The organism is Microbulbifer jejuensis (assembly GCF_047289955.1).
In the GTDB taxonomy this organism is placed as follows: Bacteria; Pseudomonadota; Gammaproteobacteria; order Pseudomonadales; family Cellvibrionaceae; genus Microbulbifer.
The window spans coordinates 29,965-46,363 of record NZ_JBLBUB010000018.1 but is presented as its reverse complement, the minus strand read 5'-3'; the positions used below and the strand labels follow the sequence as shown (position 1 = coordinate 46,363).

Here is a 16,399-nt window from a genome sequence, read left to right as displayed (position 1 = left end):
GAGACGCCCAACCTTAACGGGTCTCTTTAAACAGCTCGCGACCGATCAGCATTCGACGCACTTCCGAAGTGCCCGCACCGATTTCGTAAAGTTTGGCATCGCGCAACAGGCGACCGGTGGCGTACTCGTTGATGTAACCATTGCCACCCAGGGTCTGGATAGCCTGCAGGGCCATCTGTGTTGCGCGCTCTGCAGTAAACAGGATTACCGCAGCGGCGTCCTTGCGCGAATCCTCACCGCGATCACATGCGCGGGCCACGGTGTAAAGATAAGAGCGGCTGGCATTCAGGTCGGCGTACATATCCGCAATCTTGCCCTGCATCAGCTGGAACTCACCGATGGCCTTGCCGAACTGCTTGCGCTCGTGGATATAGGGCACAACCACATCCAGGCACGCCTGCATAATACCTACCGGACCGCCGGAAAGAATGGTGCGCTCGTAGTCGAGGCCACTCATCAATACGCGCACGCCACCGTTCAGTTCGCCGAGGATATTGTCTTCCGGCACTTCGCAGTCTTCGAATACCAGTTCACAGGTGTTGGAGCCGCGCATACCCAGCTTGTCGAGTTTCTGCGCCTGGGAGAAACCGGCAACACCGCGCTCGACGATAAACGCAGTAATACCACCGGAACTGATGCCCGGCTCGGTGCGCGCATAGATCACATAGGTATCGGCATCGGGACCGTTGGTGATCCACATTTTATTGCCGTTCAAGATAAAGCGGTCACCGCGCTGCTCAGCGCGCAACTGCAGGCTCACCACGTCGGAGCCGGAATTGGGCTCACTCATGGCCAGCGCACCCACATGTTCACCGGAACACAGCTTGGGCAGGTACTTGAGTTTCTGCGCGCGGGTGCCGTTCTTGCGAATCTGGTTGACACACAGATTGGAGTGGGCACCGTAAGACAAACCCACAGAGGCGGACGCGCGGGAGATTTCCTCCATGGCCACAGCGTGGGCCAGGTAACCCATATTGGAGCCACCGAACTCCTCTTCCACGGTCATGCCCAGCAGGCCCAGCTCGCCGAACTTCTTCCACATGTCCACCGGGAACAGGTTGTCTTCATCGATCTGCGCCGCGCGCGGGGCCAGCTCCGCCTGGCAGAACTTGTAGACCATGTCACGGAGCATGTCGATGTCTTCACCGAGGCCGAAGTTCAGGGTTGGGTAGGAGGTATTCATAGTGGCTCCACTAAAATTTTAAATTGCTCTACTTCTTCAAATGGCCGCTAGCAGCTTTTGTGCGCAACGACCACTCAGCCCCGGGTGAATACCGGGCAGTTCAGGGGGACCCCTTTACACGGCTCTGCACCAGTGCCGCTTTTGCACGGGCTTCTGCCTCGTCCAGTTCACCCATCAGGCTCTCAATATCCCGCAACTGTTGGTGCAGATGCGCGCGTTTCTGGGCAATGTGTTTCAACAGGCGCTGCAATTGCTCCAGATTGCCGTGGGCGGGGTCGTACATATCGATAATCTCGCGACTCTCATCCAGGGAGAAACCCAGCCGCTTGCCGCGCAGAATCAGCTTCAGACGCACCCGTTCTTCAGGACTGTAAACACGGGTCTGACCACGGCGCTTCGGCTTGAGCAGACCCTTGTCCTCATAAAAACGAATGGTGCGGGTGGTGATATCGAATTCCCGCGCCAGCTCCGAGATGCTGTAGTTGAGGGGTTCCGGGGTGCTGGCGTCGGTTTTCATAAGTACTTCCTCTCGGTACGGCAAAGCCTAGCAAGAGTTTACGTTAACGTAAACGTAAAGCAGACACCAAAACATGTCTGCAAAAGGGCAATGAGTCACTAACCCACGGCTGTGAGGAAGCGGATTGATCAGGCGCTCAGTAGCTGCTGCAGCTGGTTGTTGAGCAGCTTTTGGTAGGTGGGCGTCAGGCCGGTCACTTCCAGAGTCCAGCCAGCACCGTGATGCTCGATCCGCCCCGCCAGGGCGTTGTCCTCCAGCAGCTCCGGGTGCAGGAACAGCCCACGCGACTGGTTTAGCAACTGTTCGGCGGAGAAGTCTGGTGAATCGGGCGCACAGGGCGCCACTGCCAGCGCCAGTTTCAGGCCGGTGGTGCGGCTGATACTTTGCATCTCCCGCAACAGCAGGCCACAACAGACTGCGCGAAACGCCGCATCGGTACCGGAAAAGCCCAGGCCAACTTGTGGCCCGGCGCAACTCAATGGATGGGCATCATAGATACGCCGCAGCAACGCCATGCGACCATCCAACGCCCGCTGTATTCCCTCCAGGGCGCTTCGGCTGAGTTGGTTGGTCAATTGCGCCCAGTTCAGTGGGCGGAGGTACAGACCCACACTGTCTCCATTTTCTATAGGGGCATCCGGCGATGGCTGCGCCCTCTCCGCCGGCAGGCTGTACGGGGCGGAAAAGCCGTCGATCAACAGTGCTGCCACTGCACTAAACGGCAGGGCAAATACCAGGATCAACAGCAGGGTGGCCCAGGGGAAAGCCAGGTTGCCTCCCGGCACCAGAGTCACAGTGACATTGCCAGCAATACTGTCGTGCAGCACCACAGGCACATGGATGGCCTCTCCGCGTTTCAGGTCACCCACTTCCGCCAGGGTATTGGATTCCACATCCTCAATAGCGATACCACTGATGGCGGGTAACGCCAACAGTTGTCTCGCCAATAACTGCATACGGATACGATCACCGGCCACAATCAGCTCGAGACTCTGCCCGGCGAGAAAACCAGCCGCGGCGCGCGCCGAATCTCCGTCCCTTTCCACAGCGGCGGAGTAACGCTGGCTATAGTAGTGCCCAAGGGCCGCGCTGCAAAAAATGGCCAGCGTTAGCCATACAGCCCCCGCCAGCAGGCGGTGGCGAGCCTGCTGAAATAATTGAGCAACCCGGGCGGACGCTTTTCGCAATAAAAAAATCATCGATACCGACATAAAGTGCAGCAAGTATTGCTTGCCTATTTTCGTTTACCCTGCCCGTCAGCCGTGCGCTCCAGCCTGATCATTGATTACCTGCAAAGTGTTGCTACAGGTACGCGGACAGGCTGGAACGGGCCTGTGACGAGACACTGAAAATGCCTTCAACGGCCGTGATAGGCCCGGCAAACAGGCCCCTCCCCAGGGGCCTATGGATAACATCTGTACCTGAGGCGGGGCGCGTTGTCATGGGCGTATTCCCCCCGATTGGCCCCATCTCGGATTACCTGGCGGCGATTTTAGCGAAGATCGTGTCAAAAGCTATAATGCGCCGATACCCAATTCTTTTATCCCGGGGCGCCCTGTCATGAATAATCCCACCAACTCTCAAGAATTCCACCTGCCACTGGCACAAATTACCCAGCCTCCCCTGGATTGCACCCTGCGCTACTTAACTTTCGAGGGCCACTATGCACGCCTGGGTCTTGAGTATTCACACAGCGAACCCTTCGCGGGTATGGCCAGATGTGCATTTTCCCCAATGGCCGAAGCGCCTGCAGCGGTTCGGACTCCCTGGTGTATCACGCTGTTGTCCGCCTCGCCCAGACTCTCGCAATTACAGCGGTTGCTACAGTTCTTTGCTGAACAGCAGTGGACCGTTACCGCGGTAGATACCCTTTCGCAGAGTTTGGTGCGCACCGTAATCCGCTTTCAGATTGACGGTAAAATCGAGTTATCCACAGCCCGCAATGCCTGTATGCATATGGCCGACACCCTGGGCGCCGACCTGGTTTTACAGTCCGGTGCCAGCCAAAAAGTCCCGGCACTCGCCGGCTTCGATATGGACTCCACCCTGATCGACGCCGAAGTGGTCGACGAACTGGCCAAAATTGCCGGGGTTGGCGATCAGGTTGCCGCCATCACCCAGGCCGCGATGAGTGGAGACCTGGATTTCTGCGAAAGCTTCAAAAGACGCATGGCTTTGCTCAAGGGGTTTTCCGAGCAGCGCCTGGCGGAAATTGCCCGGCAACTGCCGCTGAAAAAAGGTGCCCATAAACTGCTCAGCAGCCTGCGGGCACTGGGTTGCAAGACGACAATCCTCACCGGGGGCTTTTCCTACTTCGCCAACTATCTGCAGAGAGAACGCTTGCCAGTGGATTTTGTGCACGCCAATGAAATGGTATTTTCCGGCGGTGTACTCACCGGTGAAGTGGTGGAGCCGATTGTCGATGGCCTGCGCAAGCGGGCGCTGCTGCAGGCCAGGGCGCAAGAACTGGAACTGGGCCCTGAAAGCGTGGTTGCCATGGGCGATGGCGCCAACGATATTCCGATGCTACACCTGGGCGCGCTGGGCATCGCCATTCATCCAAAACCCAAAGTGCGCCTGGAAGCACCGCAAGTCATTAACCTGTTTGGACTGGATGCGGCGCTGTACCTGTTCGGCCTGAATGACCGGCAGATAGAAAAACTCGCCAGTTAATCCGGCAACCCAATAGATTGCCGGTTTGATCGCGGTTTCAACCACCCAAAGGAGAATCAGAGCATGGCGTGGGGAAACGGAAGCGAGCGTCGTTCGCTGCTGTCGGAACAGGCTTTCGGCGCATCCTGGTTACAGCCAACTAAAAACAGCCCGAGAAAAGCCACCAACAATAGCCGCCTATACATGCGTACCTCCTTGCCTGAATGGATATTTATCGAGCGGCAGATTACGCAAAGCGCGTCACTTTTGATAGCAGATTAATGGTTTTCGCGCCAGAAAATTGGCGTCGAAATTGTTATTTTGCACCAATTTGCTATACACGCGATTACAGCTGTTTATCACCATTGGAAAAAGACCCAACCGTGGGTATCTTGAAGCTCACTCACTGCCCTTACACCGATCCACTAGCGGCTCTCCAAGGACCAAGCAGTGAATAAAGAAAAGGGCGAACCGCTCGGGTCAGGCCAGCATCGCGCGTGCCCGGTGGCCGGGCGAAAGGCCCCGGCGGGGGCACCGCCAGGGTCGCGGGCATTGGCACAAAGCGTGGTCAACCCCCTTTTTTACCGTAAATTACCTGGCTGTTCACTTTTACCGACAGCGGATGGTAGCCTGCCTTGGCCTGTTCAAAAATGCGCTCCGCCATATCCTGTTTGCCCGTTTCCACCATTGTGCGGTACAGCGGACGCAGGAACTTGTTGCGCCCGATACTGGTGAGGAAGTGCTCCAGGCGTTCGAACGCCGGTTCGTAGTCATTGCGCACGGCAATCATCAACCAGCTGAAGGCCACTTCGTTGTTGCGGGATTCCGTCAGGTCAAAGGCGCTGTCCAGCGCCTTCAACTGCGCATCGGTCAGTTTCTCCGGCATCCCGTCGAGAAAGTACTTCCACTGGTGGAAAGTCCAGCCCCTGGTGTCGATATCCTTCGCCGCCAGCTTGCCCTCCAGCCACTGCTGGCGTACCGGGTCCAGTTTGGTGAAAGCATCGGACTGCGGGTGCGGCGCACCTTCGGGAATACCCGGTTCGAAGATCCATTCATGAATACGCGCGCGATCCAGCTTGTCCCCATGCTCTTTGAGCAGGGTCTCGTCGAGGTACTGCACAAAGTCCTCGGTGGTGATGCTTTGGAAGGAAAAGTGGTTGAAGTATTCCATCAGGAAGCGGTCAAACGCCTCGCGGCCCACTTTCTGTTCCAACTCGTACAGAAACAGGGAGCCTTTCTCGTAGGGGATGTTAGAGAAGACCTCATCGGGATCGCGGCCGCGCAAGTCGATGGCCATAATCTCATCGCGGGGCTCTTTATCGGCCAGATCTGCCTGCAAGTCGTCGTAACCCAGGGCCATTTCCATCTGGTAGCGTTCATCACCGTATACAAACTGCATGATGCGGTTGGTCAGGTAAGTGGTGAAGCCTTCGTTCAGCCACAGGTCCCGCCAACTGGCGTTAGTCACCAGGTTGCCGGACCAGGAGTGGGCCAGTTCGTGGGCAATCAGGGCCACCAGGCTCTTGTCGCCGGCGATCACCGTCGGGGTGATAAAGCTCAGGCGCGGGTTTTCCATGCCGCCGAAGGGGAAACTGGGCGGCAGGATCAGCAAGTCGTAGCGATCCCAGTGGTAGGGACCGTAGGCCTTCTCGGTCACTTCCAGCATGGATTCGGTATCGGCAAACTCCGCCGCCGCAGATTCCAGCAGAGCGGGCTCGGCGTAGACACCGGTGCGCGCACCCATGGGCTTGAACTGCAGGTCGCCCACAGCCAGGGCGATCAGGTAGGAGGGTATACGCTGGGGCATCTCAAACTCGTAGACGCCGTCTTTGGCTGCCTGCGGGTCGTTGTTAGCGCTCATGACCGCACGCAGTGCTTTCGGCGTACGCACTGTGGCGTTGTAGGTGATGCGTACTTTGGGGGAGTCCTGCAGCGGGATAAAGCTGCGCGCGTGGATGGCCTGGGCCTGGGTGAACAGGAACGGATGCTGCTTGCCGGCGGTCTGCTGCGGTTCCAGCCACTGCACACCGGAAGCGCCCGGCGCTGTGCGGTAGCGGATCGTCACGCTGGTGGCATCTTCGGGCAATTCAATATTCAGCGGGGTGCCCAGGTTGCTGTCCTTCTCTCCCATGGAGAAGGGCACCGGCGTGCCGTTGGCAGTGACGGAAAGCACTTCCAGCTCGCGGGTATCGAGCACCATCGGCGGCTTCTTGCCGTTGAGGCGCTTGAAGTCCAGCGTGGCTATACCTTCGAGGACCTTGCGGGAAAAGTCCACAGTCAGGTCCAGGTCCAGGTGCTGTACCTGGTAGTCGTTGCTGTTGGCGAAGGAGTGGTAATCCACACCGGATTCCGGCGTCTTGTCTGCGGCAGTTTTCTTTTCTATCACAGCGGCCGCTTTAACCGGTGCGTTTGCGCTCTCGGCTTCAGTTTTGGACGGCTCTGTCTTGGAGCACCCAGCAGCTACGGCGAGGCCGCCGACAATCAGGCTGGTGCAAAGTAAGCGGGGCAACATGGATCTACTCCCAAGGGTTCCGTTTTCATCGGAGCACAGGATACCCGAGTGTGCCCGCATGCGATACATTCAAGCCTCTGCAGGATGTATCTCAAGATTTCCGCCCCCGACGGCAGCCGCACCCATCCCTCTTTAATCCTTATTGAGGCCATAAAATTAGACGAATGTCTCATTTTCGTTTCTTCTGGACGAAATTTCCGACTAAACATGCGCTCGCGGGACAAAGCTGACCCGCAGTTAACACAGTGTTCACTTTCCCGGCACAGACTGTAGGCCCTTTCATAACAAACCTATAAAGGAGGACCCCATGTCCCTGTCCCGGAGGCGGTTTCTACAATTTTCCGGCGCCGGCCTCGCAGTACTGCCCCTCTTGAAAGCGTACGGATCCGGTCATCAACCTTTTCAGCACGGCGTAGCCAGTGGCGACCCACTGACGGACCGCGTGATCCTGTGGACCAGAATCAGTCCGTCCAGCGATCCGCTCTTTCAATCCACGGTGCCCTACAGTTGGCAGGTCGCCCTGGACCCGGAAATGCGCCTGCTCGTCAACAGTGGCGGCGGCGTCACCGGCCCGGAAGCGGACTACACCATCAAGGTGGACGCCAGCGGGCTGCAGCCGGGCACCACCTACTACTACCGTTTTTACTCCAACAGCATGGATTCACCCATCGGCCGCACCCGCACCCTGCCCATTGGCCATCTGGATCGCCTGCGCTTCGCGGTGACCAGTTGCTCCAACTACCCCATGGGCTACTTCAACGTCTATCGGGAAATCGCTCTGCGACCGGATCTGGATGTGGTCCTACACCTGGGTGACTACCTCTACGAGTACGGCCCCGGCGGCTTCGGTACCAATGCCGGGCTGGAGCGCGAGCCGATTCCAGCCAAAGAAATGGTCACTGTACAGGACTACCGCCAGCGCTACGCCCAGTACCGCTCCGACCCTGACCTGCAGGAAGTGCACCGCCAGCACCCGTTTATCTGTGTGTGGGATGACCACGAGACCACCAATAACGCCTGGGCTGGCGGCGCCGAAAATCATAATCCCGAACGCGGCGAAGGCGACTGGTTTGAACGCCGCTCTGTGGCAAACCGCGTCTATTTTGAGTGGATGCCCATCCGTGACAATGGCATTCTGGACCGCTTTGGAGACAGAGCCATTTACCGCAGGTTTCGTTTCGGCAACCTGGTCGACCTGATGATGCTGGATACCCGCATCGCTGCGCGGGACAAACAGGCCAACTGGTTTGACCAGGGGAGTGCCGACGACCCGGCGCGTAGTCTCCTCGGCCAGCAACAGGAAGGGTGGCTGTACCGCAGCCTGACCCGGTCCCAGTCCGACGGCGTGCGCTGGCGGGTGCTGGGGCAACAGGTGATGATGGCGCAGCTCACCCTGGCCAGGGATTTCTCCATCAATATGGATCAGTGGGACGGCTATACCGCTGCGCGCAGCCGCCTGTTTAACCATATCAGCCAAAACAATATCGAGAACTTTGTCGTACTTACCGGGGATATCCACAGTTCCTGGGCCTGGGATCTGGCAAGCAACCCCTTCAGTATTTTCGACTATGGCCCACTGACCGGGCGCGGTGCACTGGGCGGCGAGTTTGTGACCCCCGGGGTGTCTTCCAGCTTCCTCGACAAGTCCCAGTTAACGGATGTGGCCGCGATTGCCCTGGACGGATTGATCCCGCATTTGAAGTGGGTGGACATTACCCAGCGCGGTTACCTGTTAATGGATATTTCCCATTCCCGTGCCAAGGCCCACTGGTATCACGTGAACACGGTCAGGAGTAAAAACTACAGCACCACCCTGGCCAGAATGTACAAGCAGAAAGCCGGTTACAACCATATCCAGCGCGCCTGGAACGAGAGCACAGGCCCCGGCAACGCACCACCGCCGGCACCGGGCTACGGTGCCCTGGCGCAGAACGCCATCGCCGCCCTGCGCACACGCTACAAGGGTTAGGGGAAAACCGCGCAGCCTTGCGGTGAGGCTGCGCGGTTGTCTGTATTGGTGCAGATGCGCTGGCAGTCAGTCGAGGTTGAAGTCGAAACGCATCTCCTCCGCCGGGGCCTGTACATAGTAGCCCTGGATATAGTCGGTGCCGGTCTGCCACAGGGTGGGCAACATGCTGGCCTGTTCGATATGGGGCACTATTACCTTGGTATCCAGTTCGCCCAGGCGCTGTACCAGCCCGGCCAAGGACGCACTGCTCTCCCCTTCATCCTGTACTTCGCGCACAAACGAGGGGTCTATCTTGGCGATATCCACCTTCACATGCTCCAGGGCCTTAAAGGGGTTCAAGCCGGTACCAAAGTGGCACACCGCCACCCGGCAGCCAAGCTGCTGTACCCGGTTGGTAAACTCCCGTGCCGAGTGCAGGTTGCTGGTAATGTCCTCCTGGCGCAATTGGAAGACCACCGAGCCCGGCGAAACCCTGGCCGCCTTAAAAGCCACCGCCAACCACCCCGGCAGGCTGTTGTCCAGTAGAGAGGCCGTGGTGATATGCAGCATCAGTGATACATTTTTGCCCTCCACACGGAATGCAGCTGCCTTGATCGCGGTGAGAATTACCCAGCGGTCCATTTTTGCCGACAGGCCCGCATCGCCCAATTCCTGTAGGAAAGCCAATGGCGCCAGCTCCACTTTGTTGTCGAGCATACGCACCAGCACTTCATACATCTGCTCTCCGGTGCCCTGCAGGCTCAGGATAGGCTGGTAAAGCAACTTCAGGTTGCCCGCTTCAAGAGCCTGTACCACGCGCGCGCGGTGGTAGGTTTCCACATCGGCACCGCTGTCTGTGTTGGGTTCATACAGGGCAAAGCTGCCCTCTCCGCTGTCTGCACCAAGCGCCTGCCGGTGCGCCACCAGTGCCTGTTCCAGTACCTGCTGGGCCCCACTGGAAGCCTCGCTCAACAGGGAGATACCAATGGAAACGGTTATCTGCAGTGTTTTGCCCGCAGCATCGAAAATGGTATCGGAAATCTTTTTCAACATCTCCCGTGCACGCTGCTCGGCACTGTCCGGCGTGGTGTCTGGGGTGAGCAGACAGAAACTGTCATCACTATAGCGCGCCAGGGTGTCGCCACTGCGCTGGCAACTGCGCAACAGTTCCGCCATCGCCTTCTGCAAGGCATCGGCGCCGGCCACACCCACAACTTTCTGTACTTCCTCCTCAAAGCGGGTCACCTGGATAAACATCAGGCCACCGGTGCTGCGGGAGTCCGTAGCGGATTGGATAGTAGCATCCAGTAGATGCAGGAAGTGCTGGCGATTAAACAGCCCTGTGAGCGGGTCGCGGTTCTTGATATCGCTGAGTTGGGCCTCCAGATGTTCGGTATCCGCCCTGCGCGCCGCAATACGCACCTGCAAGCAGCGCTCTTCATCATAGGTTGTGCTGAGCACTTCGGCACGAACCGGCAACGGACCACTGCCAGACGCGCTTCTCGCGGTAAATTGCCACTCCTGCGCTTCGACTTCGTTATTGTCAATGGCACAGCGTTTGAGAAATTGCCGCGCCTCTTCTCCTTCATTTTCCGCGAGCATATCGATGATGGGCTGGTACTCCGCGTCACCTCCGCTTGCATAGCCAAAGTACTCGGCAAAGGAATCGTTGGCATAGACAATCAAACCATCGGATACATAGGCAAACGCATCCTTGGAGCTGTCCAGCAATTCCCGGGTACGCCGCAAAGTGGCATGGTAGCGGCTGTCGTGCAGGCGTGCCCGCCGGCGGTTGTCCAGTGACAGTAACTCGCGCTGGATAATCAGTAGCAGGTGCTGGTCCTCGTCCACAGTCACCACATCCCGCGCGCCCAGCCTCAACCCTTCCACCACCGGCAAAGAGCCACTGCGTTCGGTCAGGATAATCAGGGGCACATCCTTCTGCAGCTTGCTGATAGTGCGCAGAGCCAAGGCCGGAGGGACCTGGGTGCTGCCCTCCGCCGCAATGATCAGGTCCCAGGTTTTGTCCTGTAGCAACCGGGTAAATACCGCATCGCTGGTGACATGCTGGGCCCGGTTTGGGCGGCCCGCATTGTGCAGCATGCTCACCAGGCGCTGGGCCTCTGATGGGGTGTCGTGTATCAGGAGAAGTCGGATAGTGTCGTTGCTACTCATTATTTACTCTATTTGCCCAAAGCAGTGCACCGCTACTGCGAGCGGTAAGTTTAGGGGGCCACGGTGGTGGCATACAAGAACACATCTGAATGGCAGGCGTGACGTATGTCACACAAATCCCTCTATTGCCAAAAAACGGGCTCCTGCATTTTTAGCAGCCAGCAACACTACCGGCGAGTGGGTGCTATTGGATCAAAAGGGTGTTGCTGTGTCCGGGGCCGGCCGTTGCCCTTGTCGTGCGGATGGTATCAAGCAAGTGATGCCAAGCATTCAAGGGCAGGACCGCAATAGGCTGTGGCAGACAGACCGGGCCTTTGGGTGAATAGTGATTCCGTAGAGACGATGGGCGCACAAAAGTAACTGGGTTGGGCGTAGTGGAAATACCGACAGCCCAAATCCTACACCCGCAAATCGGCACTTTCCCTGGGTTCCTCTCCGCTCAGGCAGCGCGGTTTTCTGTTTATTCCCGTATCACTCTCCCGCTCTGCCCTCTAGCGGTGATTTGGCCCGAACACCGGGTATTTCCCGTACCAGTTTCGGCACCAGATACCCCGGCAGGCGATGACGCAGCTGCGCGGTAATGGTCAGCGCTGCTTCATCGGAAACCTCAAAATGGGCGGCGCCACTGACTCTGTCCAGCTGGTGCAGGTAGTAGGGCAGTACATCCGCCGCAAACAGGGCTTCACAGAGCTGCTCCTGGGCCTCACAGCTGTCGTTCACACCCTTTAGCAGCACTGCCTGATTGAGCAGGACAACCCCGGCATCACGCAGTCGCGCCATTGCTGCACGCACTGCAGCGTCAATCTCATTGGCGTGATTGCAATGCAACACCAGCACCGGTTTCAGGCGCGAACTGGTGAACCAGGACAGCAGGGCATCGGTGATCCGGCTGGGTGTCACTATTGGCAGGCGGCTGTGCACCCGCAGCGTGTTCAGGTGGGGGGTTTGCGCCAGCTCGCTGGACAACCAGGCCAGTTGGCGATCACTCAATACCAGAGGGTCGCCACCGCTCAGGATCACTTCGCGCAACTCAGTATGGGCACGGATATATTCCAGTGCCGTCACCCATTGGTGCCGGCCCAGGTGGTTGTCCCCATAGGGAAAAGCCCGGCGAAAACAGTAGCGGCAATTCACCGCACACTGTCCGGCAGCAATCAGCAGCAGCCGCCCGTGATACTTGTGCACAATGCCCGGCTGGGGATTCACCTGCCCCTCCTGCAGAGGATCGGCACTAAAACCGGGGGGCGACCGCAGCTCCGCCGCTGTGGGCAGCACCTGCAACAGCAGGGGGTCATGTGGATCTCCGCGACGCATACGCTGGATAAATCCACGCGGCACCCGCAGGGGGAATTGCCGGCCAGCGCTTAGCGCCTGGGGTAATTGGGCCGGGTCCAGTTGTAAAAGCTGTATTAATTCAGCAGGGTCTGTAACCAGATCCGACAACTCGCCCTGCCAGCGGCGGGATTCGCAGGCATCGATAAACCCATTGTCGACAACTGGGAGTTTCATCATAGGGACACACAGTAGAAAAGAGCATTGTAGCAGTTTCGCTGACGGGCTCAGGCGCCTTCAGTCACCCGCGATTTTATAACGCGCTTCACTGCCCCCAATCAGCACCACCCCAAGACATCCAAAAATAAAACTCTTTAACCAGAACTCTATGTCCTAGATCAGCACATTTTCAACAAGTGGCAGCAAGGCTTGTTAAGCCATTACTCAGGGAGCTTTCAAGGGGTAAAAGCAGCTTGAAAACACAGTGAGTGCCGCAGCTCTGGCATTCCCGCACGGTTTAAGATAAATAAAAAGCTCTGCGCACGAATGCCCAGGGCTTTGTAATAGAAGCCTGACAATGACCTCAGTGTGTGACGAGCCCTGCTCGCCACTCTTTGGGCGCCTTTGTCGTACCAAGCCTGCACCTGCGGTGCATAGCTTGTCACATGGCAGCGCTATGCGCTGCCCGGTAGCAAAAACCAGCTCCCTGTATCCAAAAAAACAAAACCCCTGCAGGATTCCCTGCAGGGGTTTTCTTTTTTAGAAGCCTGACAATGACCTACTCTCACATGGGGAGACCCCACACTACCATCGGCGATGCTGCGTTTCACTTCTGAGTTCGGCAAGGGATCAGGTGGTTCCACAACTCTATGTTCGTCAGGCAAACTGGCTTGGGTTGGCGTTGGTCTTAAGAGCCTGGGCTCTGCCTGCCACGTTATCACTGTTTGCCTCGGTCAGTTTGTTGACCGGCGATAACCCCAAATAATTCGGTAAAACATTCTGTAGTAATACACCGCAAGTCGCTTATTGTGTGTCTTTCTCTCCACAATCCACTAGCTTCACTAGCCGTTAGTAACCATCTCTGTTGTATGGTCAAGCCGCACGGGCAATTAGTACTGGTTAGCTCAACGCCTCACAGCGCTTCCACACCCAGCCTATCAACGTGGTAGTCTTCCACGGCCCTTCAGGACTCTCAAGGAGTCAGGGAGATCTAATCTTGAAGGAGGCTTCCCGCTTAGATGCTTTCAGCGGTTATCCCGTCCGAACTTAGCTACCCGGCAATGCCACTGGCGTGACAACCGGAACACCAGAGGTTCGTTCACTCCGGTCCTCTCGTACTAGGAGCAACTCTTCTCAAATCTCCAACGCCCACGGCAGATAGGGACCGAACTGTCTCACGACGTTCTAAACCCAGCTCGCGTACCACTTTAAATGGCGAACAGCCATACCCTTGGGACCGGCTTCAGCCCCAGGATGTGATGAGCCGACATCGAGGTGCCAAACACCGCCGTCGATGTGAACTCTTGGGCGGTATCAGCCTGTTATCCCCGGAGTACCTTTTATCCGTTGAGCGACGACCCTTCCATACAGAATCGCCGGATCACTATGACCTACTTTCGTACCTGCTCGACATGTCTGTCTCGCAGTCAAGCGCACTTATACCATTATGCTCATTGCATGATTTCCGACCATGCTGAGTGCACCTTCGTACTCCTCCGTTACTCTTTGGGAGGAGACCGCCCCAGTCAAACTACCCACCATACACTGTCCCCGATCCGGATCACGGACCTGGGTTAGAACCTCAAACATACCAGGGTGGTATTTCAAGGACGGCTCCACAATAACTAGCGTTACTGCTTCAAAGCCTCCCACCTATCCTACACAAATAGGCTCAAAGTTCAGTGCAAAGCTGTAGTAAAGGTTCACGGGGTCTTTCCGTCTAGCCGCGGGTACACTGCATCTTAACAGCGATTTCAATTTCACTGAGTCTCTGGTGGAGACAGCGTGGCCATCGTTACGCCATTCGTGCAGGTCGGAACTTACCCGACAAGGAATTTCGCTACCTTAGGACCGTTATAGTTACGGCCGCCGTTTACCGGGGCTTCGATCAAGAGCTTCGCCTAAGCTAACCCCATCAATTAACCTTCCGGCACCGGGCAGGCGTCACACCCTATACGTCCTCTTACGAGTTTGCAGAGTGCTATGTTTTTAATAAACAGTCGCAGCCACCTGGTCACTTCGACCGGCCTCAGCTTAGAGAGCAAGTCTCATCACCAAAGCCGGCGTACCTTCTCCCGAAGTTACGGTACCATTTTGCCTAGTTCCTTCACCAGAGTTCTCTCAAGCGCCTTGGTATTCTCTACCTGACCACCTGTGTCGGTTTAGAGTACGGTTCACTATTGCCTGAAGCTTAGAAGTTTTTCCTGGAAGCAGGGCATCAACCACTTCACTCACCAAGGTGAGCTTCGTCATCAATTCTCAGCCTTAGGGACCCGGATTTACCTAAGTCCCCAGCCTACAACCTTAAACATGGACAACCAATCGCCATGCTGGCCTAGCCTTCTCCGTCACTCCATCGCAGCAATAGCAAGTACAGGAATATTAACCTGTTCCCCATCGACTACGGCTTTCGCCCTCGCCTTAGGGGCCGACTAACCCTGTCCCGATTAGCGTTGGACAGGAAACCTTGGTCTTCCGGCGGGGAGGTTTTTCACCTCCCTTATCGTTACTCATGTCAGCATTCGCACTTGTGATACCTCCAGCCAACCTCCCGGTCGACCTTCAGCGGCTTACACAACGCTCCTCTACCATGCTAATAAATTAGCATCCGCAGCTTCGGTTATCAGTTTGAGCCCCGGTATATCTTCCGCGCGGGCCGACTCGACTAGTGAGCTATTACGCTTTCTTTAAAGGATGGCTGCTTCTAAGCCAACCTCCTAGCTGTCTGGGCCTTCCCACATCGTTTCCCACTTAACTGATATTTGGGACCTTAGCTGGCGGTCTGGGTTGTTTCCCTTTCCACGACGGACGTTAGCACCCGCCGTGTGTCTCCCGCGATTGCACTCCTCGGTATTCGGAGTTTGCATGGGGTTGGTAAGTCGGGATGACCCCCTAGCCCAAACAGTGCTCTACCCCCGAGGGTGAGACGCGAGGCGCTACCTAAATAGCTTTCGAGGAGAACCAGCTATCTCCCGGCTTGATTAGCCTTTCACTCCGATCCACAGGTCATCCCCTAATTTTTCAACATTAGTGAGTTCGGTCCTCCAGTTGATGTTACTCAACCTTCAACCTGCCCATGGATAGATCGCCGGGTTTCGGGTCTATTGCCTGCAACTAAACGCCCTATTAAGACTCGGTTTCCCTACGGCTCCCCTAAGCGGTTAACCTTGCTACAGACAATAAGTCGCTGACCCATTATACAAAAGGTACGCAGTCACCCCGAAGGGCTCCTACTGCTTGTACGTATACGGTTTCAGGATCTATTTCACTCCCCTCTCCGGGGTTCTTTTCGCCTTTCCCTCACGGTACTGGTTCACTATCGGTCAGCTGGGAGTATTTAGCCTTGGAGGATGGTCCCCCCATGTTCAGTCAAGATAACACGTGTCCCGACCTACTCGATTTCACTCTAAATGCCTTTTCGTGTACGGGGCTATCACCCTGTATCGCGGTACTTTCCAGAACCTTCCACTAAAACATAAAAAGCTTAAGGGCTAATCCCCGTTCGCTCGCCGCTACTAAGGGAATCTCGGTTGATTTCTTTTCCTCCGGGTACTTAGATGTTTCAGTTCCCCGGGTTCGCCTCCATAACCTATGTATTCAGTTATGGATACTCCTAAAAGGAGTGGGTTTCCCCATTCGGACATTCCAGGATCAAAGCTTGTGTGCCAGCTCCCCTAGACTTTTCGCAGGCTCCTACGTCCTTCATCGCCTCCAGCTGCCAAGGCATCCACCGTATACGCTTAGTCGCTTGACCATACAACACAAACGACTACTAACGACTTTGCATTCGAACAGTAGTTATCATATACACACAGAGAGTTCGTGTGTTAGGCCGCAAACTTGTGAATTCCACAAGCTTACGTTTCAGCAATCATCAGCAAACACAACATACCAGTTCGCTGATTCGCATATGCCACCTAC

The 16,399-nt window shown here is 56.6% G+C and carries 9 protein-coding genes and 2 rRNA genes; 3 read left to right on the top strand and 8 right to left on the bottom strand.

Features of this window, described 5'->3' with window-relative positions:
• Nucleotides 1-13: 13 nt before the first annotated feature.
• The 3 genes from ACL7TT_RS12860 to ACL7TT_RS12850 all read right to left on the bottom strand — a co-directional run bounded on the left by ACL7TT_RS12860 (nucleotide 14) and on the right by ACL7TT_RS12850 (nucleotide 2,887).
• A complete protein-coding gene (locus ACL7TT_RS12860) occupies nucleotides 14-1,183 on the bottom strand; it encodes an isovaleryl-CoA dehydrogenase (protein ID WP_299947240.1) in 1,170 nt (389 codons plus the stop codon).
• A 100-nt stretch (nucleotides 1,184-1,283) separates the two neighbouring features.
• Nucleotides 1,284-1,700 carry a MerR family transcriptional regulator gene (locus ACL7TT_RS12855; RefSeq protein WP_413395924.1) on the bottom strand — a complete coding sequence of 139 codons (417 nt, stop codon included), beginning with the start codon at nucleotides 1,698-1,700 and terminating at the stop codon, nucleotides 1,284-1,286.
• 128 nt (nucleotides 1,701-1,828) lie between these two features.
• Nucleotides 1,829-2,887 (bottom strand): hypothetical protein, encoded by a 1,059-nt coding sequence (locus ACL7TT_RS12850; protein ID WP_413395922.1) that lies wholly within the window; start codon nucleotides 2,885-2,887, stop codon nucleotides 1,829-1,831.
• Nucleotides 2,888-3,260: 373 nt separating this feature from the next.
• Here ACL7TT_RS12850 and serB point away from each other — a divergent pair, with 373 nt between their 5' ends.
• Nucleotides 3,261-4,373: a phosphoserine phosphatase SerB gene (serB, locus tag ACL7TT_RS12845; RefSeq protein ID WP_413395921.1), complete on the top strand. Its 1,113-nt coding sequence runs from the start codon at nucleotides 3,261-3,263 to the stop codon at nucleotides 4,371-4,373.
• 63 nt (nucleotides 4,374-4,436) lie between these two features.
• The gene (locus ACL7TT_RS12840) at nucleotides 4,437-4,634 is read left to right on the top strand and encodes a hypothetical protein (RefSeq protein ID WP_413395920.1); all 198 of its coding nucleotides are present in this window, start codon (nucleotides 4,437-4,439) and stop codon (nucleotides 4,632-4,634) included.
• 286 nt (nucleotides 4,635-4,920) lie between these two features.
• Here ACL7TT_RS12840 and ACL7TT_RS12835 read toward each other — a convergent pair whose 3' ends face one another.
• The gene (locus tag ACL7TT_RS12835; RefSeq protein WP_413395918.1) at nucleotides 4,921-6,864 is read right to left on the bottom strand and encodes a M1 family metallopeptidase; all 1,944 of its coding nucleotides are present in this window, start codon (nucleotides 6,862-6,864) and stop codon (nucleotides 4,921-4,923) included.
• 307 nt (nucleotides 6,865-7,171) lie between these two features.
• On the opposite strand from ACL7TT_RS12835, the gene ACL7TT_RS12830 reads away from it, so the two are divergent.
• A complete protein-coding gene (locus ACL7TT_RS12830; protein WP_413395916.1) occupies nucleotides 7,172-8,833 on the top strand; it encodes an alkaline phosphatase D family protein in 1,662 nt (553 codons plus the stop codon).
• A 66-nt stretch (nucleotides 8,834-8,899) separates the two neighbouring features.
• Here ACL7TT_RS12830 and ACL7TT_RS12825 read toward each other — a convergent pair whose 3' ends face one another.
• From ACL7TT_RS12825 to ACL7TT_RS12810, 4 genes are all read right to left on the bottom strand, one after another.
• On the bottom strand, nucleotides 8,900-10,987 hold the full coding sequence (locus tag ACL7TT_RS12825; protein ID WP_413395915.1) for a GGDEF/EAL domain-containing response regulator: 2,088 nt from the start codon (nucleotides 10,985-10,987) through the stop codon (nucleotides 8,900-8,902).
• Between the two features lie 471 nt (nucleotides 10,988-11,458).
• Nucleotides 11,459-12,499: an EF-P beta-lysylation protein EpmB gene (epmB, locus tag ACL7TT_RS12820; RefSeq protein ID WP_413395914.1), complete on the bottom strand. Its 1,041-nt coding sequence runs from the start codon at nucleotides 12,497-12,499 to the stop codon at nucleotides 11,459-11,461.
• Nucleotides 12,500-13,024: 525 nt separating this feature from the next.
• Nucleotides 13,025-13,140 (bottom strand): 5S ribosomal RNA (gene rrf, locus ACL7TT_RS12815).
• 207 nt (nucleotides 13,141-13,347) lie between these two features.
• Nucleotides 13,348-16,232: ribosomal RNA gene (locus tag ACL7TT_RS12810) — 23S ribosomal RNA — on the bottom strand.
• Nucleotides 16,233-16,399 lie beyond the last annotated feature (167 nt).

Coding starts and splice junctions, on each gene's coding strand:
- ACL7TT_RS12835 (WP_413395918.1), bottom strand. CDS start 6,864: ATGTTGCCCCGCTTACTTTGCACCAGCCTGATTGTCGGCGGCCTCGCC.
- ACL7TT_RS12825 (WP_413395915.1), bottom strand. CDS start 10,987: ATGAGTAGCAACGACACTATCCGACTTCTCCTGATACACGACACCCCA.
- ACL7TT_RS12830 (WP_413395916.1), top strand. CDS start 7,172: ATGTCCCTGTCCCGGAGGCGGTTTCTACAATTTTCCGGCGCCGGCCTC.
- ACL7TT_RS12840 (WP_413395920.1), top strand. CDS start 4,437: ATGGCGTGGGGAAACGGAAGCGAGCGTCGTTCGCTGCTGTCGGAACAG.
- ACL7TT_RS12855 (WP_413395924.1), bottom strand. CDS start 1,700: ATGAAAACCGACGCCAGCACCCCGGAACCCCTCAACTACAGCATCTCG.
- ACL7TT_RS12860 (WP_299947240.1), bottom strand. CDS start 1,183: ATGAATACCTCCTACCCAACCCTGAACTTCGGCCTCGGTGAAGACATC.
- epmB (WP_413395914.1), bottom strand. CDS start 12,499: ATGATGAAACTCCCAGTTGTCGACAATGGGTTTATCGATGCCTGCGAA.
- serB (WP_413395921.1), top strand. CDS start 3,261: ATGAATAATCCCACCAACTCTCAAGAATTCCACCTGCCACTGGCACAA.